At 38.4% G+C, this 20,269-nt stretch carries 19 protein-coding genes; 5 read left to right on the top strand and 14 right to left on the bottom strand.

The window, feature by feature from the left end; translation table 11 throughout:
• The first annotated feature begins 16 nt into the window (after positions 1-16).
• A complete protein-coding gene (locus tag ACQ96U_RS02550) occupies positions 17-790 on the top strand; it encodes a lipopolysaccharide kinase InaA family protein (RefSeq protein WP_431719659.1) in 774 nt (257 codons plus the stop codon).
• Here the strand turns inward: ACQ96U_RS02550 and ACQ96U_RS02545 are convergent.
• The 4 genes from ACQ96U_RS02545 to ACQ96U_RS02530 form a co-directional block, all read right to left on the bottom strand.
• Entirely contained in the window at positions 785-1,363 is a 579-nt protein-coding gene (locus tag ACQ96U_RS02545) for a uracil-DNA glycosylase family protein (RefSeq protein ID WP_431719658.1), read from the bottom strand. The genes ACQ96U_RS02550 and ACQ96U_RS02545 overlap by 6 nt on opposite strands.
• A gap of 107 nt (positions 1,364-1,470) precedes the next feature.
• Positions 1,471-1,674 (bottom strand): alternative ribosome rescue factor ArfA, encoded by a 204-nt coding sequence (gene arfA, locus ACQ96U_RS02540; RefSeq protein ID WP_431719657.1) that lies wholly within the window; start codon positions 1,672-1,674, stop codon positions 1,471-1,473.
• Positions 1,675-1,881: 207 nt separating this feature from the next.
• A complete protein-coding gene (locus ACQ96U_RS02535) occupies positions 1,882-2,190 on the bottom strand; it encodes a hypothetical protein (RefSeq protein WP_431719656.1) in 309 nt (102 codons plus the stop codon).
• 263 nt (positions 2,191-2,453) lie between these two features.
• The gene (locus tag ACQ96U_RS02530) at positions 2,454-4,043 is read right to left on the bottom strand and encodes an adenylate/guanylate cyclase domain-containing protein (protein ID WP_431719655.1); all 1,590 of its coding nucleotides are present in this window, start codon (positions 4,041-4,043) and stop codon (positions 2,454-2,456) included.
• A 361-nt stretch (positions 4,044-4,404) separates the two neighbouring features.
• Between ACQ96U_RS02530 and yaaA the strand changes: the two genes are divergently transcribed.
• From yaaA to ACQ96U_RS02515, 3 genes are all read left to right on the top strand, one after another.
• Entirely contained in the window at positions 4,405-5,187 is a 783-nt protein-coding gene (gene yaaA / locus ACQ96U_RS02525; RefSeq protein ID WP_431719654.1) for a peroxide stress protein YaaA, read from the top strand.
• Between the two features lie 88 nt (positions 5,188-5,275).
• Positions 5,276-6,625: a hypothetical protein gene (locus tag ACQ96U_RS02520; RefSeq protein ID WP_431719653.1), complete on the top strand. Its 1,350-nt coding sequence runs from the start codon at positions 5,276-5,278 to the stop codon at positions 6,623-6,625.
• Complete coding sequence (locus tag ACQ96U_RS02515) at positions 6,517-6,855, top strand: ankyrin repeat domain-containing protein (protein WP_431719652.1); 339 nt, start codon at positions 6,517-6,519, stop codon at positions 6,853-6,855. Before ACQ96U_RS02520 ends, ACQ96U_RS02515 begins: the two co-directional genes overlap by 109 nt.
• Positions 6,856-7,125: 270 nt before the next feature.
• Here ACQ96U_RS02515 and ACQ96U_RS02510 read toward each other — a convergent pair whose 3' ends face one another.
• Genes ACQ96U_RS02510 through ACQ96U_RS02500 form a run of 3 tightly spaced genes read right to left on the bottom strand, consistent with a single transcriptional unit; the run spans position 7,126 to position 9,814 of the window.
• On the bottom strand, positions 7,126-7,932 hold the full coding sequence (locus ACQ96U_RS02510; protein ID WP_431719651.1) for an MlaA family lipoprotein: 807 nt from the start codon (positions 7,930-7,932) through the stop codon (positions 7,126-7,128).
• Positions 7,929-9,308 carry a hypothetical protein gene (locus ACQ96U_RS02505; protein WP_431719650.1) on the bottom strand — a complete coding sequence of 460 codons (1,380 nt, stop codon included), beginning with the start codon at positions 9,306-9,308 and terminating at the stop codon, positions 7,929-7,931. Before ACQ96U_RS02505 ends, ACQ96U_RS02510 begins: the two co-directional genes overlap by 4 nt.
• A 29-nt stretch (positions 9,309-9,337) precedes the next feature.
• On the bottom strand, positions 9,338-9,814 hold the full coding sequence (locus tag ACQ96U_RS02500; protein WP_431719649.1) for a hypothetical protein: 477 nt from the start codon (positions 9,812-9,814) through the stop codon (positions 9,338-9,340).
• A gap of 358 nt (positions 9,815-10,172) precedes the next feature.
• Here ACQ96U_RS02500 and ACQ96U_RS02495 point away from each other — a divergent pair, with 358 nt between their 5' ends.
• On the top strand, positions 10,173-10,775 hold the full coding sequence (locus ACQ96U_RS02495; protein ID WP_431719648.1) for a TatD family nuclease-associated radical SAM protein: 603 nt from the start codon (positions 10,173-10,175) through the stop codon (positions 10,773-10,775).
• Positions 10,776-10,852: 77 nt separating this feature from the next.
• Here the strand turns inward: ACQ96U_RS02495 and metG are convergent, their stop codons facing one another.
• The 7 genes from metG to gcvA form a co-directional block, all read right to left on the bottom strand.
• Entirely contained in the window at positions 10,853-12,373 is a 1,521-nt protein-coding gene (metG, locus tag ACQ96U_RS02490; RefSeq protein WP_431719647.1) for a methionine--tRNA ligase, read from the bottom strand.
• 316 nt (positions 12,374-12,689) lie between these two features.
• Entirely contained in the window at positions 12,690-13,418 is a 729-nt protein-coding gene (locus ACQ96U_RS02485; protein ID WP_431720126.1) for an amino acid ABC transporter ATP-binding protein, read from the bottom strand.
• Positions 13,419-13,484: 66 nt separating this feature from the next.
• Positions 13,485-14,585 carry an amino acid ABC transporter permease gene (locus tag ACQ96U_RS02480; RefSeq protein WP_431719646.1) on the bottom strand — a complete coding sequence of 367 codons (1,101 nt, stop codon included), beginning with the start codon at positions 14,583-14,585 and terminating at the stop codon, positions 13,485-13,487.
• Between the two features lie 4 nt (positions 14,586-14,589).
• Positions 14,590-15,777, bottom strand: coding sequence for an amino acid ABC transporter permease (locus ACQ96U_RS02475; RefSeq protein WP_431719645.1), 1,188 nt, complete (start codon positions 15,775-15,777; stop codon positions 14,590-14,592).
• 191 nt (positions 15,778-15,968) lie between these two features.
• A complete protein-coding gene (locus ACQ96U_RS02470; protein ID WP_431719644.1) occupies positions 15,969-16,985 on the bottom strand; it encodes an amino acid ABC transporter substrate-binding protein in 1,017 nt (338 codons plus the stop codon).
• Positions 16,986-17,607: 622 nt separating this feature from the next.
• On the bottom strand, positions 17,608-18,675 hold the full coding sequence (locus tag ACQ96U_RS02465) for an adenylate/guanylate cyclase domain-containing protein (protein ID WP_431719643.1): 1,068 nt from the start codon (positions 18,673-18,675) through the stop codon (positions 17,608-17,610).
• A 583-nt stretch (positions 18,676-19,258) separates the two neighbouring features.
• On the bottom strand, positions 19,259-20,140 hold the full coding sequence (gene gcvA, locus ACQ96U_RS02460) for a transcriptional regulator GcvA (RefSeq protein ID WP_431719642.1): 882 nt from the start codon (positions 20,138-20,140) through the stop codon (positions 19,259-19,261).
• Between the last annotated feature and the right edge of the window lie 129 nt (positions 20,141-20,269).

Below are 20,269 nucleotides of genomic sequence, written 5' to 3'. Positions count from 1 at the left end.
AGTGGTGCGAAGCCGTATGAATCACTTTATTGTTGCCTCACAAGCCGTTGCTAATCTTCTGACTCAAAATCAACTGAGTAGCTTTGAGCAAATCTGGGAATCTGAGCTACCGTGGTTTGAGCCTCCAAATCACCGCCGTAATGGCTGGAGTGGTGTCAGTAAGCACCAATTGCATACACCTTCCGGCAATCACATCAACATATTCATAAAGCGTCAGGAAAACCATAATACATTTAGTTTTCACCATCCTATTGCAGGTATTCCTACTTTTTCCCGCGAGTTTAATAATTTAAAGCGACTTTATCATATTGGTATCGGAGTCCCTCAACCACTACTCTACGCAGAACGCAATCACTGCGGTAACAAACAAGCCGTTTTAATCACCAAAGCGCTTGATGGCTACTGTAGTTTAGAAAGCTGGTATCAGCGCTATCCAAAAGCAACATTTACAATACGCGAAAAATTACTTGGCTCGCTGGCAGCATGCCTACGTACCTTTCACAATCATCATTTAGTCCATAACTGCCTTTACCCAAAACATATTTTTGTCACTAATGCCGAAAACCCTGAACACTTCCAAGTTTGCTTAATTGATTTAGAAAAAACCAAGCGTGTATTCAATGCAAAAAAACGCTGTCATCATGACTTACAACGTTTTATTCGACACGCTGATATCATGCCAGAGCCAGATATTCAGTGCTTTATGGAACGTTACCAGCTAGTCGATAGTAGAAGCACTACCTTTGTGCAAGTTAAATCTATACAGACAACAGAGGCGGTCACTTTATAATAATATTTTACGTATATGTGCTTGTAGAAAAGGCACAACTTCAGCCTCAAACCATGGATTTTTTCTTAACCATAACGTATTTCGAGGTGATGGGTGAGGTAGTGGCAAGTAGTCCGGTAAGCATTCTTGCCAGTGGCTAACGCGCGCTGTAAGCGTTTTATGCTGATCTTGCAAGTAGTATTGCTGAGCATATTGCCCTATCAGCAGGGTAAGCTGAATATTGGGCATTAATGGACGGAGTAATGGGTGCCACTTAGGTGCACATTCTGGACGCGGAGGCAGGTCACCACTTTTGCCTTTACCTGGATAACATAATCCTATAGGCACAATGGCAATTTTGCTTTCATCATAAAACTGCTCACGCGCCAAATTTAACCATATACGCAACCGATCACCACTGGGGTCATTCCACGGAATACCAGTAGCATGAACGCGTGTTCCTGGTGCTTGGCCTACTATCAGAATTTTCGCCGTTTCACTTGCTCGAAGTACAGGGTTGGGTCCTAAAGGCAAATGTTCCTTACAGCTATCACACTGTCTTATGTTCGCCAATAAATCTTTAAGAAGGATCATCCGTCATTACATCCCAGTACATAGCATTCATCAGAGATATAATGTAGAAATTTTAGCGGGAGTCAAGAAAAGCGGAAGGTGTTTTACAGAAGAGACTATTTACAGAATCAAGCAGCTTTCACTGTTACACACAAATTAACATCAGTCATAAAAAAAGCCCCCGAGTTTGAATACTTGGAGGCTTTTTTAAAGGCCTTGCGGTTGTAAGAACCTTTTCCTTTTTTCGGTTTCTCTGTCTGACTGCGAAACTGTCGCTGCATAACTAATTGTTTACCCAGTGCTCGACGCTTAGGTTTAATTGAAGTAGCCATTATTTATTCCTGTTTGCTTCTTTCAAATGATTAATGCTAAAAGTTACCTGCATACCCTGCAAGCCTCAATAGCGAGGAGTATCATAATAAATCTTTGTCCTAAACGCAAAAAAGCAGGTCAGTTACTGACCTGCTAAAGGCAAGGGTAATGTACATCAGGGAAGATAAACTCAAAGAATCTCCTTAAGAGGAGAAATAGATACGTGACTACTCGCCTTCACCAATAGGTTCTTTCGATGTTGACAAGAAACCTCTACCTTGGGCGAAGTATAGATAAACAGGCTTCTCATTGCGCAATACATCAATTACATTTTCAAACATGGCTGATGGTAGATGCATCCTGATAATTCCACCACTTTCATAGTCATTTTCGTATTGCATACCAGGATCATTAAACCGAACATATCCTTTTGTTTTGCCATCTGAACCATACAGTGCTATTTGAGCACGGTTAGTTTGATAACCTTCGGGGCCACCATAAAATAAAACATGATAACTTTTAATTTCTGTAGACATAACTTTCCAATCTCCCTATGGAATACGTTTTTCTATTCTTTTACCTTTATCAGGTAAACAGACCCTCTTTCTTTGCGTAAAGACTTACACTCAGATGTCAAAAATAGTTTACTGGGCAACCATCTTAAACCTAGCTTACCAACACTTGATAAAAACTTAAAAAACCGTAAATCAACTCAAATAAGAGCTTAGCAGGTAGTTAACTAGCTGCAACAAATTACCATCGAATACTCATGATTATTTTGTGAATTATTTTTAACAATTTAATAACCATCATTAAGCAACCAGGCTTCTGGAATTTCATAAAAACCATAAAAAGTGACTTCTTGTTTTTTCCCTTTCAACTGTATGGTATAACCTGGCCATTCGTTGGTATCTATCGCTAAAATTGATAAAAATGCACTCGAAATAATAATAGGGTATCCCGTCACCTTGCTTTGCTGTTCTAATCTTGCTGCAGTATTTACATCATCGCCAATTGCACTAATAATTTGTGCCGCTGGAGGTCCCATTGTACCCACAATGGCTCGGCCAAAATGTAAACCTATACCACACGACAACGGCGCTAATAATTCAGACGACAATAACCCATTAAGATGGGCCAGTTTAGCTTGCATTAATGCGACCCCTTTTAATGCCTGTCGACAAACACGTGCCTGGTTTTCTTCCGCCAAACCATATAATGCCATTAAGCCATCGCCCGCAAATTGAGCATAATGCCCTTCAGTATCATGTAATGCTGCCGTCATTTCTGCAAAAAACTGGTTTAAAATAAATAACACATCATAGGGTAAACGTTGCTCGCCTAATCGCGTCGAGTCCCGAAGATCTAAAAAAAGTATCGCCACCTCACGCTCATGCCCATCAAGACCACCTGGTCGTTTACTTGCTGAAGCCCTCACATCCGGTGATAAAAGCGGCTGCACTGCAATTGTACCTGTTGGGTACAACTGACACGCCAAACGCGTGTGAGCAGGTGCATTTATTTTATCTAATGCTTGCTTTTCAATCGTGTTAGGTGGTGCTAAAGCCGCCTCTCCAGAAGTAATTAATACCCGACAGGTTGTACATCTTCCTCGACCACCACAAATAGCCGCATGAGGAATACCATGCTGACGAAAGATATCTAACAGTGAGGTATTGCGAATAAGACGAATGTTTTGACCATCAGCTAAACAGAGCTGTCCAACTGTTTGCTGCTGTAACCACAGATAGTTCAACCAACGTACCATTAATGGCAAGACTAAAATGCCCACATAGACCAACCAGGCATACTGGGTATAATCTTCAACCGTAAAAAAGTAATCATTTGTGAAATTGGCTTGTGCTTCTATCTTTGCAATGAGCGCTTCATCAAGCATCCTCAACAACTGCCGACCACTGGCTACAAACCCCGCAAGTGCTAAAGCTGGTATCAATACTGCACCCACTAGCCAGTAACCTTGCTGATTTTGATACCAGCGATTAACACGCAACCAATAGTGGATACCTAAACAACCGTGATACCAAACAAGCAATAAGGTAGCTGCCTGCCATATTCCTTTCTCAGGCGCTAAGTACCAATAAATAAGCTGAATTGAGTGATAGTCATGCTCTACCAAAAATCTATCCACAAGCGCATTTGTGGCCAACACATGCTGTACAAGCATGATGGGTATCAGCAACCCAGAAACAATCTGCCGCCATTCCCACCCTGCAATACCCTGAACATTCCTCCTGGCTAAAGCCCAAATTGCATTAGCCATGTGAGTAAAAACAGCCAAAAACATGATTATTTGGCCTACTACAGTATTCCATGGAGCCAGTAGCCATTTACGCGCTATATTTTGAAAATGGATGTCAATCAACCCCATGCTGTGATTAACCAAATGCATTAATACAAATGCAAATAGAACCAATCCGGAATATAGCCTTAACTTTGCTCTTAGATTTTTCAGCTGCAACCATCAATCTCCGCAATAGCATATGAAATGTCCCTTACAAAAGGGATATGTTAATTATACTCATGATGCGGGGTAATGGGGTTATTCAATAATGCCCTTTTTCTCAACTCCCATACTAAAGCGATCAGCAAACCATCAATTCACTTCTAATCTTTACTTCTCTGATATTCACTCGGTATAGTGACTTTAATTAAGAGTCAAACTCCCTAAGAGACTAATAAATATACTGCAAAAGCAGCATAGCCCCCCCAGTATTGAAGAGAATACAACGATGCTAATGCTTATTTCTCCAGCAAAAACCCTTGATTTCAGTAGCCCAATTCCTAATAACCTCTCAGTGGTACATCCTCAATTTACACAACAATCTACCCAGCTAATAGAAATACTTCGCCAGTATTCCACTTCAGAAATTAGCCAACTCATGAAATTAAGTGATAAATTGGCAAGCTTAAACGTTGCACGCTACGCAAGCTGGGAGGAAAAACATACAGAAGCCAATAGCCGTCCAGCGATTTATGCATTCAAGGGAGATGTGTACACAAGGCTTGATATCGATTCATTTACGCAGGAAGACCTACAGTTTGCTAATACCCATCTTAGCATTTTGTCTGGTCTATACGGTTTACTTCAACCATTGACACTGATCCAACCTTATCGCCTGGAAATGGGAACTAAACTAGCTAACTCAAAGGAAAAATCACTGTATGACTTCTGGCAAGATACAATAACTACAACGATACGTCAGCAACTCGATAAGCAGAGGGATAATATTCTGGTCAACTTGGCTTCAAATGAATATTTCTCAGCTGTTGATAAGAAATCACTCAATGCCGATATCATTACCCCTAGTTTCAAGGATTACAAGAATGGGACCTATAAAATAATCAGTATGTATGCCAAAAAAGCGAGAGGTATGATGGCACGCTATATTATTCAAAATAAAATCGTGCATCCAGCCGAAATTAAACAGTTCAACGAGTCAGGCTATCAATTTAACGAACAGTTATCAACGAATGATAATTGGGTATTTACTCGAAAAATGAGTAATAACTAATCACTTCTTTTAGATGTGATTACCAGGGATGCTAACAAGCATAGTTTTTTAACTGAAAGTATTAACCAGACAATAAGAAAGTAACTGAATGAAATTTTTAGCTTTTCTAGTCATTTTTGTTAGCTGTTCTGCCAATTCGGCTTATGTTTTCAATAGTGATGGAAATGTAAACGATGTACCCGTTACCGTTAACTTATCTATAAATGATGCCGGAAAAGTAACTGGACATTACTTCTATAAAAGAATAGGAAAGCCTATTGGCTTAGTAGGAACACTCAAGGAAAAGGACCTTAAATTATTCACCACGAAAGAGAGTGGTATAAATGAGAAATTTGTCGGGTATGCAAGTATTCTTGATAACCAGATAGTCCAGATTAAAGGTAAATGGCAAGGAAGGTTAGGCCCAGATACTTCACTTTCAGGAAAGAAAGTGGATGCCCACCTCAAGGCAACAAGTTTGAACATATTTGAAGATAAAACTATCACCTGCCACGAAATGAGATCGGTTCCAGAGATTGTTTTTGCAGATGATGCGGATATTGATTTAGGGTCTGGATACCGAGGTTTTACTGATATAGAAGACTGTCGAGAAAGTTTGGCAAATATTAGCTTTTTAGAAAACTTAAACCGTATTGCGACTAATATTAGAAGTGAAAAGTATATACAAGGTTGTACTGGTACTATTTACTATGCTCACTATCGGTACTTTAAATTTAGCCTGCAAACAGCAGGCTTTTGGCCTCCCATCATAAATGTTAAAGCAAAAGCATCTCCTAAAATCTTTTCTTTCAAAAAAAACGCTACTTTTGATTATCTATATCATTGGTCACTTGAAAGCCCTTATAATTATCGCCTATATACACTTTTGTTAAAAGAAATCAACCAGTCTATTCCTAGGCTGACCCAACATTATATGGAAAACTTCAACTATTCAGCTCCCTTTGCTAAAGAAAGTGCTGAAAATGCCATAATGCTATTTGTAGACTGGGCTGCTGGCACCTACTCCGAAAACAATGGTGATTATTCATTTTCCTCAAAAAATTCTTTAATAAAACTAAAAATAACTGAAAAAACCACCCTACCCGAACTTAAGTCTCTATTTAAGCAGCTAGATAGTGATGAGCATATAGAGCAAATACTTAGAGCCTCTCTGGTCCTGGGTATACCCAAAAATTTTATCCAGTATATTATTAATAATGGTGGTAGTCAGTTTCTAAATAGTGGTAATGAAAGCTTATTAACTTTGACCTTAGATCATCCAGAAATATTGGTCTATCTAATTAACGCTGGTGCAAAGGTGGACTTAAAAACCCTTTTGGAAAAACACCATTGTATTACGCTATTCAATTTGACAATGTTAAAGCCATACAAGCTTTACTATCGAAAGGAGCCAATATCAACCATAAGTATAAATCAGCCAGTGAATTATCCAGTATGAGATGCGAATATGATATAAAGCACACGCTTCGCACCCCGTTACATCATGCTGCACAACATGCTTCTTTGGAAACAGTAAAGTACTTGATTGAACAAGGCGCTGATATTACAGCCAAAGATGAACTAGGTGATTCAATTTTAGATTATGCAAAAAATAATGAACGAAAAGAGGTTCTTTTATATCTTGAAAAAAACTATGGAGATAAGCTACGCAAAGCGAAAGAAATATAAAGGAATCAAGTCGATAAATACTATTTACCACAACATATCGCACAACGCTTGGATAACTCATGTTGAACTGTTTGCCGCAAGGAAGCGACAACTAAGCCTCCAGGGATGGATTCACAGCGTGTTCAATGGGAGTTATCCAAGTATCGTATAAAGGGGCTTTAGACAAACGACTGTTACAAAGCTAATTGATAAGTGATCGCTTTAAGTACTAGCCTAATCAAGCTCTTATAACTCTTTACTGTAAGTTTAAAATACACCTTTGATTTTCAACTACTCACTCAGACTTTCCTGATCAACATTTTCTTTTATTTCTACTTTTAATTTCCTTGCTTCTGTATATAAATATCGAACTAAATCGTATTCAAACGGTGAGCCTAAATCACCATAGCGAAAGGGTGTAACATAGCGCTGATTAATTGCTTGCAGCGCAAAAATTTCATTATGTTCTTTTCTTTCACGGGCAACATTTAAAAAATTAATCTCTTTTTCTGAAACAATATCTACTACGATACCTGTTGTGTCTCTCAAGTTACTGGGTCCTAGAAAAGGTAATACCAAATAGGGTCCTTCTCCTACCCCCCAGTAAGCTAATGTTTGTCCAAAATCTTCTTTAAAAGCTGTCAATCCCATCGCTGATGCAGGATCAAATAACCCAAAAATACCTAAGGTTGTATTTATTAATAAGCGCCCAACACTCTTTGCGGTATTTTTTATTTGCAACTGTAACACTGAGTTTACGATGGTGGGGACTTCACCAATATTGGAGAAAAAATTTGATACACCCGTTCTCACAAACTCGGGAGTAACCGTTTTATACCCAGAAACCACTGGTAAAAAAACATATTCGTCAAACAGATAATTAAATTTATAGACTCTTCGATTTATTCCTTCTAAAGGATCATACACAATAAGAAAATCTAAACTGTCAGGATTCGGTGTTAAACGGTCAACTTCCTGTGTATAGTCAATCGTTTTTAACGGATATTTAAAACCATCTGCCGCAGGTTCAGGTAATTGCTTATCCGCATAGCTCGAAAACGACCATAAACAAAAGATGAAGGAAAGGAAGTGTTTCATAATGAGCTGTTTTCCTGACGACTTAACGCCAAATCAAAAAATGCCAGTATATCTCTAGCATTCTGTTTAAAGTTTAAGTTTCCACAATGCCCGCCATAAGGGTATATGGTGTAACGCCCGTCTTGAAAAGTATCCTTAATAAACTGCAGATCTCCCTCTCCCAGAATGAAGTCATCGGCATTGGTCATAATCCCTATATAATCGGCATTCTTTAAGAAGCTCTGAATTCGGTATAAACTCACATTATTCATAAGATCCGTCAGTGTTTTACCTGGGTTTTCCTGTTTCCAATAGGGGTAAACCCGCTGCTTAACATAACACTCAAAGTCACAAATAAGCACCCGCCGTAGGTAGCGTGTCAGAGAGGTACTCACCGTCACCCGTTGTTTCACTGGCAAGTAAATACCTGTTTTACCAAGTTGATTTGAAGTAAAGTTCATATCAGCAACCGCAAACCGAAATACAATACCAATCAGTGCTGCCATCTCTTCTCTTGTCATGGCCTGACCTGAACCTTGCAAATCAAAAAGAAAAGCATCATCGACATTAATTCGACCATACTCAGCAAAAAATTTAGCCAATTTACTAAAAATATGATTATAAAATTGTTCAGCCGACTTAATACCCGGAATCTTAGCATGAATCATTTTATCTAAATGAGTAATTGAAGTGTAAAGATTAACTGGAGGATTAAGTAATAATATCTTTGAAAAGTTAATTCGTTTTTCTCGCGCATCAAGATCGCCTAAAAAAGCAGCGTCTAAAGCTCCCAAACTATACCCTGTCAGAAATACATCAGAAACGTTAATTTTTAAGTTTTGTTTAATATAATCAAAAGCTTGCTGAATAACATAATATAAATCAACCGCATCATTCGGGCTAATACCTGGAACAAAGGTGGTTGATGCTGAAGTAATAAAGTCATAATTTGTAGGAGAGGATACTTGCAATACATGCAAACCTGCACTATAGAAAAGTTTCTTCAAATAACCCATTTTCTGTTCATTATAACTCCCTCCTGTACCCGCAATAATAACGACTATTGGTGCTTTATTTTCCTGCCAGGCAATATTAATAGGTAACTCAGCAACATCCCAAAGATTTTTAGGGACTTTACGTTTAGGAAAAACGTTTAATTTAAATGTTTTTTCTACAATATCATTTTCATGTATAAGCTGCGGTCTAAACTCTGGTGGAGATGTTGCAATAGTAGCAAAAAACGGATTTTTTATAGGGAAATCATAATCAGCAAAAGTCTCTGATGAACATAATATAAAGCAAGAGAATAGAGCTAAAAGACAGTGATATATACGAACAATTTTTTTATAACTCACTTGATACAAAATCAGACTGAGATAATAAAGTCTACCTTTCATAATAACCGTACGATTACCCTCCCAGAAGTCTAAGAATAACACTGTATATGTTGGGGAACCTGCATATTAGCCAACCAGCGACTAATCCACGCAGATAACTTGCGATCAACACTTTCTGTTTGGTCAAGTTTTAGCTTTAACGGCTCCAAAATACGTTTTGCATAGAGTTCAAGTAAATGTTCATCAATAAGTGTGGTTGAACAATGACCAACATGCTCCATGACTGTGAGAGGTGTAAAAACAATGACACCATAGTGTAACCCCGCTAAAATAGGACTAACCTGACTTATTTCTTCAAAAAGCGTCTGGTAACCAATTGGTGCAACATCAGCAATTGATGTTTCACAGACCAAAATCACTTTTCGATGAGGTGGAGAAATTGCAGATAAAGAGGGTCGCTGTTGCTCTATAGTAAAGTGCTCAGCTGCCAGTCGTTCTACTATTGTGTGTACCCAATATTGACTTTGCTTCGCCAGGCATGAAGAAACAACTGTAATTGTTGCCATAATCCTTATGTCTACATCCCTATAGGTTACTGTTACGGTTTACAGCACTAACATGATCATTTAATGATCATTATATCCATATAATAAACGCAAGAATTATTGATATTATCATCTTTTGCAGGTGATAACTCATTCTTAGTTTATGATGTTATGAGAAAGTCGCAAGCCTAACTTTAAGAATAAAGATACTTTTCCTACTCTCTTTGTTGATACTGAATGAATGTATATACCTTCAAAGAATAATTTTTATGCCTTATTATCATACTATGCCGTGCGCTTGACGAACATCAAGGTAGATAATGACTAATGTTCATACACTGCGCATAGTTCTTTTTCATGTACTTAGGGTAACAGGCTTATGACAGCGGACACATTGGTTTACGATATAGGCAATAGTCGATATATTAACCTGACTGACCGCTGCACACTTCGCTGCCAGTTTTGCCCCAAATATAATGGTTCCACTCAAGTCCATGATTATCAATTAAAACTATCAAAACGTCCTACCGCAGAAGCGATTATTCCTCTGCTCGAAAACCCTGCCCAGTATAATGAGGTTGTTTTTTGTGGTTTTGGTGAGCCAACGCTAAACCTAAAAACGTTGCTCCGTGTAGCCCACTATGTCAAAGATCATGGCGGGAATGTCCGCGTTAACACAGATGGTTTGGGCAACCGCCTTCATAAACGCAATATTCTTCCAGAGCTTGCCGACTGTGTTGACCGTTTATCCATTTCATTGAATGCACACAATGAAGACGTGTATAACACACACTGTAAACCTCAATTACCTAATGCCTATCAGGAATTACTCGACTTTATTAAACTCGCTCCTCACTACATCAAACATGTCACAGTCACAGCCATTGAAGGGCTACCAGGGGTTGATATTGCTGCATGTGAGAAAATCGCTAAACAAGCAGGCGTTCATTTCAAAAAACGTGTTTTAGATCAGGTCGGCTAACCACAACTCATCGATACCACCCTGGCTCTCTCATTCAAACTATCATTTAAAAGATAAATAGGATTCCCTCGTTATTATTATGGTTTTACTAGACGTTTAAAGTGACTGCGCGTCTCTTTAATTCTAACTGTTTTTAAATCACAAGTTGGTTGCCATTGGCATGTTGCAATATCCTCACCCAACTCTTGTAATACCTGGCTTGCAAGCGTAGGGATTAGTGGATACGCAGCAATAGCCAGTAACCGTACCAAATTTGAAGTCACTAAACATGTTTCCTGTACTGAAATATCACTTTTTCCTTTACTAATTTCCCATGGCGAACGTTGGTGAAAATAACGATTACAATAGTCTAAAGCCTCTTTCCAAAACAAAGAGGCTTGGTAAAAATCAAATGCCTTATAAAAATGAAATATTTCGTTAATTACTTGCTCACAGTACTTAATAATTAACTGACTCTGATTCGACAAGGTGGCCTGATTAACCAATTTTGAATCAATACTACCTGAAAAATACTTCAATATAATAGTGTGATTTCGCTTAACCAAATTAGCAAAATTATTAGCCAAATCGGCATTAATAACTTCAACTAAATCACTATGAGTAATATTTCCATCCTTAGCAATCTTTTTCTGTCGAAATAAAGCATAACGTAAACCATCACTAGTCAATTTTTTAATTAACTCATTAGGGCTTATTAACGTCTCTGGGTTAGATTTAGATATTTTTTGTTCATTAATCGTCCACCAACCGTGGACCAATAACTTTTTCGGCAACGGTAACTTTGCCGCAAGCAACAATGCGGGCCAATAAATAGCATGAAATTTTAAAATATCCTTACCAATAATATGGGTTGTTTGTGTTAAAGCATTCTGATCATAGCCTGCTTTTTTAAGTGCCGATAAATAGCTAAAAAGAGCATCAATCCAAACATATATGGTGTGCTCTTGGTGGTTAGGTACTTTGATACCCCAAGGAACATTCACTCGGGAAACAGACAAGTCCTCTAGAGGACCTTGCTTTAAATAATCAAGAATATCCTGACTATAATGACTAGGAGTAATAAAATCTGGTGAGCGGTGATAAAATGCTATAAGCTGCTTTCGGTAAGCATCCAGTCGAAACAGATAAGTTTCTTCACTTCTAATCTCAACGGGGATTTTATGAATTGGGCAGCAGTTATTTTGCAATTCGTAGTCCGTGTAATATTGCTCACAACCAAGACAATATAACCCTTGGTAATAACCTAGATATATATCCCCTTTCTCCACTAGGTCATTCCATATAGATTGGATTAAGTTCTGATGTTGTTCATCTGTCGTTCGCACAAAAATATCAGTTTGAACGCCCAGCTCTGGCCATAAAGTTTTAAAAGCCTGCACTTTGTCATTAATAAACAGATTTATGTCGGTTTTACTACGAACAGCGGATTCCAAAATCTTTTGACCATGCTCATCCGTTCCTGTGATCAAAAGGCAAGATTCATCGTAAACAAGCGCACGAAAACGTTTATATACATCTGCAAGATATCCACTATACGCATGCCCAAGGTGAGGGGCACCATTAACATAAAATATGGGGGTTGTAATTACATTAGTCATTATTAAGTCTCCATGAAGCAAGTTAACACTTGACTGAAATGTAGACTTAATAGAAAGCTGCTATTTGACCCCACTCCAGTCAACACACTTTGATAAGGAATGGGTAATACCAGAAAAAAGAGTCAGAAACGAGGGCAGCCCATTCCCCACAACATTCGTTGTGTAGTCATAGGCATCATTTTGAATAGAGATATTTCTGGTGATCTGTTCATATACCTGAAGATAACAAAGCTTGATTAAGTTTGCATCTTTTTTTCTCTTTCAGACTTAAGCTGCAGAGACATGATACTGTCTTCAGCAGCTAAGCAAGTTTGAACTAGTGCTGTAAGATTTGGCTCAAAAACAGCTGGGTTCTTTCTGACTGAGGATTATTGAAAAATTCATTCGGATTATTTTCCTCAATGATTTGTCCGCCATCCATAAAGACCACACGGTTAGCAACTGTTTTCGCAAACCCCATTTCATGGGTTACACAAAGCATGGTCATACCATCTTCAGCCAGTTCAATCATGGTATCCAATACTTCCTTAATCATTTCAGGATCTAACGCAGATGTTGGCTCATCAAACAACATGACTTCGGGATTCATACATAAGCTCCTTGCTATAGCAACCCGCTGCTGCTGTCCTCCCGATAACTGTCCAGGGTACTTAAGTGCCTGATCAGGAATTTTTACACGTTGCAGATAATTCATGGCAATTTCTTCCGCTTCCTTTTTGGGCATTTTTCGTACCCAAACAGGTGCCAAGCAGCAATTCTCTAGCACCGTTAAATGAGGAAACAAATTAAAATGCTGGAATACCATACCGACTTCTCGACGGATCACCTCTATATTTTTAAGGTCATTCGTTAAAGGTGTTCCAGCAACAATAATATCACCCGTTTGGTGTTCTTCTAATCGGTTGATACATCTTATCGTGGTTGATTTTCCTGAACCCGATGGACCACATAAGACGATTCTTTCACCTCGGCGAACCGTTAAATTAATATCTTTTAAGACATGGAAGTCACCATACCATTTATTAACACTGCGCATTTCCACCATAATCTCATCAGAGATTGCCATTAGGTTTTGCTGAAGCTCATTACTCATGATACGACTCCCTAATTATTATGATTTATGCCCAGTATCTAATTTCTTTTCTAAAGCTTGGCTATAACGCGACATACCAAAGCAGAAAACCCAAAACACCAAACCAACAAACACATATCCTTCAACTGAGTAACCCGCCCATTTTGCATCAGCCAAACCCGCCTGGACAATCGCCAGCAAATCTAACAGACCAATAATTAAGACAAGGCTGGTATCTTTAAATAAGGCAATAAAGGTATTAACGATGCCTGGTATCATTAGTTTGAGCGCTTGTGGTAAAATAATGAGTCCCATCATTTTCCAGTAGGATAGGCCTAACGCACTCGCCGCTTCATATTGCCCCTTGGGAATAGCCTGTAACCCACCTCTGACAACTTCTGCCATATAAGCAGACTGAAACATCACAATACCAATCAATGCGCGTAGCAGCTTGTCAAAGACAATTTCTTCAGGAATAAAAAGTGGCAACATAACTGAAGCCATAAACAATACTGTTATTAGTGGTACACCACGCCAAATCTCAATAAATAACGTACAAAACGTTTTAATGACAGGCATGGTTGATCGACGCCCAAGTGCTAACAAAATACCAAAAGGCAATGCAGCAACGATTCCCACGACAGCAAGAATCAGCGTTAGCATCAGACCACCCCATTTATGGGTTTCAACAACCTCCAGGCCAAATGCACCACCATAGACCAGATAAAAAGTAATTACAGGAAAAGCCGCCAACGTGAATATAACAATCCACTTTTTATAGGGTGTTTTTTCTGTAACAAGTAGTGCAATCAATGAAGCAAAAAGAAGAAAAACACAATTGACTCGCCAGTAAAATTCCTCAGGATAAAATCCATAAATAAATTGATTCAAGCGTGTTTTAATAAATACCCAGCATGCACCACCTACTGCACAATCATCACGCGTTTCTCCTGCCCAACTGGCATCAATCAATGCCCACTTAATCACTGGCACAATACCAATGTAAATTAAGTACACTGCAAACAGCGTTAATAACGTATTCGTCACCGATGAGAACAGATTGGCTCGAATCCATCCAAAAGCCCCATCAGAACGTCGTGGTGGGGGTAAATCAGGCAATTTGGTATCACTATGAATCATGCTATTACCTCTCCACCAATGCAATTCGTTTGTTATACCAGTTCATAAACAATGAAATAAGCAAACTTAAGGTCAAGTACACTGCCATTGTCATTGCAATCACTTCAATAGCCTGACCTGTCTGGTTCAATGTCGTACCCGCAAAAACAGATACTAAATCTGGATAACCAATAGCGGTGGCTAAAGAAGAGTTTTTAACTAAATTAAGGTACTGACTGGTTAATGGTGGAATTATGACCCGCATAGCCTGAGGAATAATGACTAATTTAAGCATTTTTGGCCGAGATAATCCTAATGCAAATGATGCCTCAGACTGACCTTTATTTATAGATAAAATGCCTGATCTGACTATTTCTGCAATAAATGCTGCAGTATAAACACTCAAAGCCAATAACAGTGCTAGAAATTCAGGAATAACGGTAATACCACCACGGTAGTTAAATCCACGCAAAGCTGGTACGTCCCAGTCTATAGGGCTACCCACAATAAAATACGTCAATGCTGGTAAACCAAGCATAATAACCAGTGATATGCTGACAATAGGAAAGCTTTTACCTGTCGTATCCTGCCTGTTCTTAGCCCAACGCGTTACCCCTAAAACCACAAACAAAGACAATGCAAAGGCAAGTAAAACCCAGCCAAAGCCTTCCGCAAGGTTAGGCGAGGGTATGGAAAGTCCACGATTATTGAGAAAGAAAACATCAAACAACTCAATACTTTGCTTGGGTCTTGGCAGGGGCCTAAGCACCGCAAAATACCAAAAGAAAATTTGCAGTAACAGTGGAATATTACGAAACGTTTCAATATAAACAGCAGATATTTTTGCAATTAGCCAATTGTTGGATAGCCTTGCTACACCAATAATAAAACCGAGTACGGTAGCAATAATAATACCTATCGATGCAACCAGTATGGTATTCAGCAAGCCTACAAAAAATGTATGACCATATGAGTGACTTTCATCATATTCAATAAGACTCTGGTTTATACCAAAACCAGCTTCAGACCATAAAAAGTCAAATCCTGTTTTGATACCTCTTGAATCAAGATTATGCAGCGTATTCGAGACAATATAAACACCACATATTACCAAGAATACCAACATAATTATTTGATAAATCATGGATCGCTTTTCAGGGTCATTCCAAAAAGCCGTGTGTCCCTTAGCCAGATCCTTCTTTTTTTCCGGCATAAGCAATGATCTCCACTGTTTCTGTAAGTGGTCAGGTTATTGTTATTTTCGACAATTCACTTCAGGGTTATTGTTTTTTAATTCGCACTTTACCTGTGCTTACAATTAGTTCAGCAACTGTTTTATACCTTTGTGAATAACTTTTAATCATTGGTCTAAAACAGCTGCTAAAACGCTCTTTTAATGTATTTCTAGCGCATAGGTGGTGCGTATTGAATTCCACCTTTTGTCCAGAGGTTATTCAAGCCACGATCGATTTTAAGCGGTGAACTTGAACCCACATTACGCTCGAAAATTTCTCCGTAATTACCAACCTGCTTAACAATTTGATAAGCCCAATCACTGGATACGCCAAGTGACTTAGCACCTTCACCACTGATAAAGCGCTGAATTTCAGGGTTCTTTGATTTTTTCTCTTTTTCGATATTAGAAGATGTTAAGCCCAACTCTTCAGCATTAACCATGGCAAAAAGTGTCCATTTCACCAAGTTAAACCACTGATCATCGCCTTGTCGTACTACAGGGCCTAAAGGTTCTTTGGAAATGACTTCTGGTAAAACCATGGCTTTATCAGGCTTGGATAGTTTGATACGTAATGCATAAAGTTGAGATTGATCACTCGTCAAGACATCACACCGACCCGCTTCAAAACCTTTTGCTGTTTGATCAGCAGTATCAAAAACCACGGGTTCAAACTTCATTCCATTTTGTCTAAAGTAATCCGCCAAATTCAGCTCAGTGGTAGTACCTGACTGAATACACACAGAGGCGCCATCTAACTCTTTCGCACTTTTAACACCTAACTCTTTACTGACCATAAATCCTTGGCCGTCATAGTAGGTGACACCCGTAAAGTTCAGACCCAGTGATGCATCCCGTGTAATTGTCCAAGTGGTTACCCGAGACAATACATCAATTTCACCAGATTGAAGTGCGGTAAAACGTTCTTTTGCAGTTAAGGGAGTATATTTTACTTTGTTCGCATCACCCAAGGTTGCAGCCGCTACAGCCCGACAAACATCCACATCAATCCCTTGCCACTTACCCTTGTCATTTGGATTAGAAAACCCTGGTAAACCTGTCGTTACTCCACACTGGACATAACCACGTTTTTGTACTGACTTCACCGTACTATCCGCAGCGCTTGCCATCATGGGAAAAGATACAGAAACAGCTGTTAATACTGCACATATACTTATTTTTTTCATTACTTTTCCTTTATCTTATTAGAATTTTACTGGGGTCTTCCTTTACTACTGATTCTTAACAGCAGTACTCGCTTGCTCCTTTAATAGGCCCCTTAACCTACGTATACACTCTTTAACAACCTTTAGCTCCAGCCTTCGCAAAGGCCACACCAACCATCCCTTTTGCTAGTACTTTCATTTTTTTGTTTTGCACTCTTTCTAAAACCTGGGTAAGGATTTTTCGCAATGCAATACGTGAAAGACGAAAGCGTGTGGCCTAATTAAACAGCAATCCCTTCACATTGCAATGTGAAAGTAGTCTTGAAGTGATTAATAAATTGAAAAGATTTGACGAACTTCAAATATTTATAACTTAGTTAAAGTACGAAGACATTCGATCACAAACAGTAAAGCAATGTTACAGTTAGAAACTTAAATGCTAATACCTTTTTAAACAACATACCTTTACTGTTAACTCAAGCTTCTTCAACTCCACCAGACAGATGCGCCTGAAATTATTTTACAATAAAGGTATTAAGTATCACTTTAAAGCAATTCGAAATAACACTTAAAAAAGCTATTTCCTTTTCTTTCGATGCATTTTAAAAGTATGCCGTTTTTTGCCTGGTGTGTACTGGAAAAACTACTTTAGCTCTAAAGCGATACATTTAACGGGTAGTGACTGATTTGACGGGACAACTGTTCTATTTGAAAAAATAGTCGGTAGCTTGATGCTTTCCATAAAACGATTTGAAGCGATAATTTTTACATTCTTTTCCTTACTGACAGACATCATTTTAGCTGCAGTATTTATCGTGTCACCAAAAAAAACCAATTCACGTTTAATCGTACCTACTTCCGCTACTAATACATCACCGGAATGGATACTGATACGAAAATCTGGTACTCGACTATAACGCTTTAGATAGTCATTTTTTTTTGCTTCCATCATTGTGCATAGAGATTCTACACATTGAATACAACGCTGATTATCCGTATTATTTTTCATTTGCCACGTCACTAATACCTCATCGCCTATTACCCGCTGCATAAAACCTCCATGCCTTGAAACAATGCCAGCGATATCGGCAAAAAAATGAGAAAAAAACTGCTGTGCTACATTGTCACCTAACTCTCTTGTTAAACTCGTTGAGCCAACTAAATCAATAAACATAAATACGCGTTGCTCATTTGTAGGCGTACGGTATTTTCCTAAAAAAAGCCCCCAGAATGTTGCTGTTCCTAAATGGGTATTAATACGTAGTATAAAATTCAAACCAAGCGTTAATAAGAAACTATATACAATATCATGCCATATATTAGGTGCTAAAAAAGGCTGACTACACTGAGGAATAAATATCTGTGTACTCACCGAGTTATAATATTCAATGGCACCTATAATCAAGGTTGCAAAAACACTTAATACCAAGGCAAAAACAAGTTGATTTAACTGAACAAAAATTTCTGCCACTTTTGTCATGACATGATTAAGTTCTGTAAAGGAGACCAGTAAACTCACTAAGATACTTAACGTAATCACATGAAAAAGAGTGCGATCGCTACTCAGCGAATAGATGTAGCCAAAGATGCTCCCCATCAACATAATCGTTACAACTTTTACAATACCTTTTCGCACAAGCATACTACCAAAATATAAAAACCTAATATTCATTCGTGAGTTCCTTTTCAATACTTCTTTTAAACCAATCAAGCTAACTCCCAAATCCAGATATCTGGACCCTCACTAAAAAAATTAAAAACCGCCTCCAAATCATTATCTGTTACTTACAACTCCATCCACCTAAGCATTTATCAGAATTTTAATACTCAAGATATTTTCTTTTACGGTAAATAATTTATTTATCTAATATTAAAATACTTATTTACTATAATAATGCGTAAGTATAAGCCACACTATTTTTTTGCAACGATTAAATAACTAACAAAAAGTAAAACAAATACCCCCCGAATGACAATTCATAAAGGGTATATCCAGTGTATAATTAGTTATTATCGTAATGAATTATTGCCCTTGATCTTGGGCACTAATGAAATTTCAGGCTGACCTACATAAAACTCAAGCTAGTCAAACTAATGCTGGCCAGCCCCGCTACAAAAGTCTTTATGAGGATATAGCTATGATGATAGCCAATAACTGAATAGACATAGCCGATTGACTCTTCAGTTACTCATTATGAGACCTAATTCTAGCTCATAAATTCCATATAAGTGAACTAGTTTCTTTTTTAGTCTATTTTTTGTGATCTATACAACACTTTCTCCCTTTATATAATTTACGAAGATTTGCACCAAGCTAATAACCACTGAATAAAATCAGTGACTTTAGGATTATTTTGCTGCTTTTTAGTCAGCACGAAATAACGATAGCCAGATTCATACGTGATATTAATTAACTGCACCAACCGCTGATTTTCAAGATCTTCTTTCACCAAAAAATCAGGTACCAAAGCAACGCCCAAGCCTTCACAAGCTGCCTGGATAAGCATAAAAAAGTGTTCCATACCAATTCGCTGAAACTGTGGTTTATCTATATGCTGAGCATTAAACCAGTGCTGCCAAATTTTATCTCGTGATGTGTGTTCTAACAGCGTGTACTTCATAAGGTCTGCTGCAGTGCTAACCTTATTCTTAATAATATCCTTACGGCAGACAGGAATCAGTTTCTCAATGAATAGTTCGTCTGCTTGAATACCAGGCCAGCTACCTAATCCACTACGAATAACAACATCAACACCTGGAGGAAACAGCTCTGTCTGGTTGTCTCGGGTGATCACATTGAGTACATAGTGAGGATAGTGGTGTTTGAATTGGTTCAAGCGCGGAATCAACCATCGGGTACTGAGTGACGGTAATACGCTGATAGTCAACAACTCACTAGGTCGATGTGCACTCATAACACTTTGAGTCGCATCACTCAAAATGTTCAACGCACTCGCAATCGCTGCTTGATACTGAAGACCTGCAGCCGTCAGTATTAACTTTTGACCTTGTCGTACAAATAAATCAAACCCTAAATATGCTTCCAGCTTTTTCACTTGCCGGCTTACGGCCCCTTGTGTCACACATAACTCTTCCGCGGCAAGCGTAAAACTATGCAATCGCGCAGCCACTTCAAATGTTCTTAATGCATTCAGTGGAGGAAGTTTACGTGCCATAAAGCAGCCTGTTATGAGAAAAACTCATGATAGCCCTAAGTTTAATCGTTTGCTTATTTTATGCTAACTCGTTGTAATCATCATGTTTTACCAGGGTAAGTTTAACTCACTGATAACGCTTCAAACTTG

It is taken from the genome of Zooshikella sp. RANM57, assembly GCF_050749885.1.
GTDB lineage: Bacteria > Pseudomonadota > Gammaproteobacteria > Pseudomonadales > Zooshikellaceae > Zooshikella.
Note: the sequence above shows the minus strand (reverse complement) of the source record. Positions and strands in the feature narration are given on the sequence as shown.

Excerpts from the sequence above, each read along its gene's own strand:
- yaaA (WP_431719654.1), top strand. The coding sequence starts at position 4,405 with ATGCTAATGCTTATTTCTCCAGCAAAAACCCTTGATTTCAGTAGCCCA.
- ACQ96U_RS02520 (WP_431719653.1), top strand. The coding sequence starts at position 5,276 with ATGAAATTTTTAGCTTTTCTAGTCATTTTTGTTAGCTGTTCTGCCAAT.
- ACQ96U_RS02530 (WP_431719655.1), bottom strand. The coding sequence starts at position 4,043 with ATGGGGTTGATTGACATCCATTTTCAAAATATAGCGCGTAAATGGCTA.
- ACQ96U_RS02510 (WP_431719651.1), bottom strand. The coding sequence starts at position 7,932 with ATGAAACACTTCCTTTCCTTCATCTTTTGTTTATGGTCGTTTTCGAGC.
- ACQ96U_RS02470 (WP_431719644.1), bottom strand. The coding sequence starts at position 16,985 with ATGAAAAAAATAAGTATATGTGCAGTATTAACAGCTGTTTCTGTATCT.
- ACQ96U_RS02535 (WP_431719656.1), bottom strand. The coding sequence starts at position 2,190 with ATGTCTACAGAAATTAAAAGTTATCATGTTTTATTTTATGGTGGCCCC.
- ACQ96U_RS02545 (WP_431719658.1), bottom strand. The coding sequence starts at position 1,363 with ATGATCCTTCTTAAAGATTTATTGGCGAACATAAGACAGTGTGATAGC.
- ACQ96U_RS02500 (WP_431719649.1), bottom strand. The coding sequence starts at position 9,814 with ATGGCAACAATTACAGTTGTTTCTTCATGCCTGGCGAAGCAAAGTCAA.
- metG (WP_431719647.1), bottom strand. The coding sequence starts at position 12,373 with ATGACTAATGTAATTACAACCCCCATATTTTATGTTAATGGTGCCCCT.
- ACQ96U_RS02495 (WP_431719648.1), top strand. The coding sequence starts at position 10,173 with ATGACAGCGGACACATTGGTTTACGATATAGGCAATAGTCGATATATT.
- ACQ96U_RS02485 (WP_431720126.1), bottom strand. The coding sequence starts at position 13,418 with ATGGTGGAAATGCGCAGTGTTAATAAATGGTATGGTGACTTCCATGTC.
- ACQ96U_RS02550 (WP_431719659.1), top strand. The coding sequence starts at position 17 with ATGAATCACTTTATTGTTGCCTCACAAGCCGTTGCTAATCTTCTGACT.
- ACQ96U_RS02480 (WP_431719646.1), bottom strand. The coding sequence starts at position 14,585 with ATGATTCATAGTGATACCAAATTGCCTGATTTACCCCCACCACGACGT.
- arfA (WP_431719657.1), bottom strand. The coding sequence starts at position 1,674 with ATGGCTACTTCAATTAAACCTAAGCGTCGAGCACTGGGTAAACAATTA.
- gcvA (WP_431719642.1), bottom strand. The coding sequence starts at position 20,140 with ATGGCACGTAAACTTCCTCCACTGAATGCATTAAGAACATTTGAAGTG.
- ACQ96U_RS02475 (WP_431719645.1), bottom strand. The coding sequence starts at position 15,777 with ATGCCGGAAAAAAAGAAGGATCTGGCTAAGGGACACACGGCTTTTTGG.
- ACQ96U_RS02505 (WP_431719650.1), bottom strand. The coding sequence starts at position 9,308 with ATGAAAGGTAGACTTTATTATCTCAGTCTGATTTTGTATCAAGTGAGT.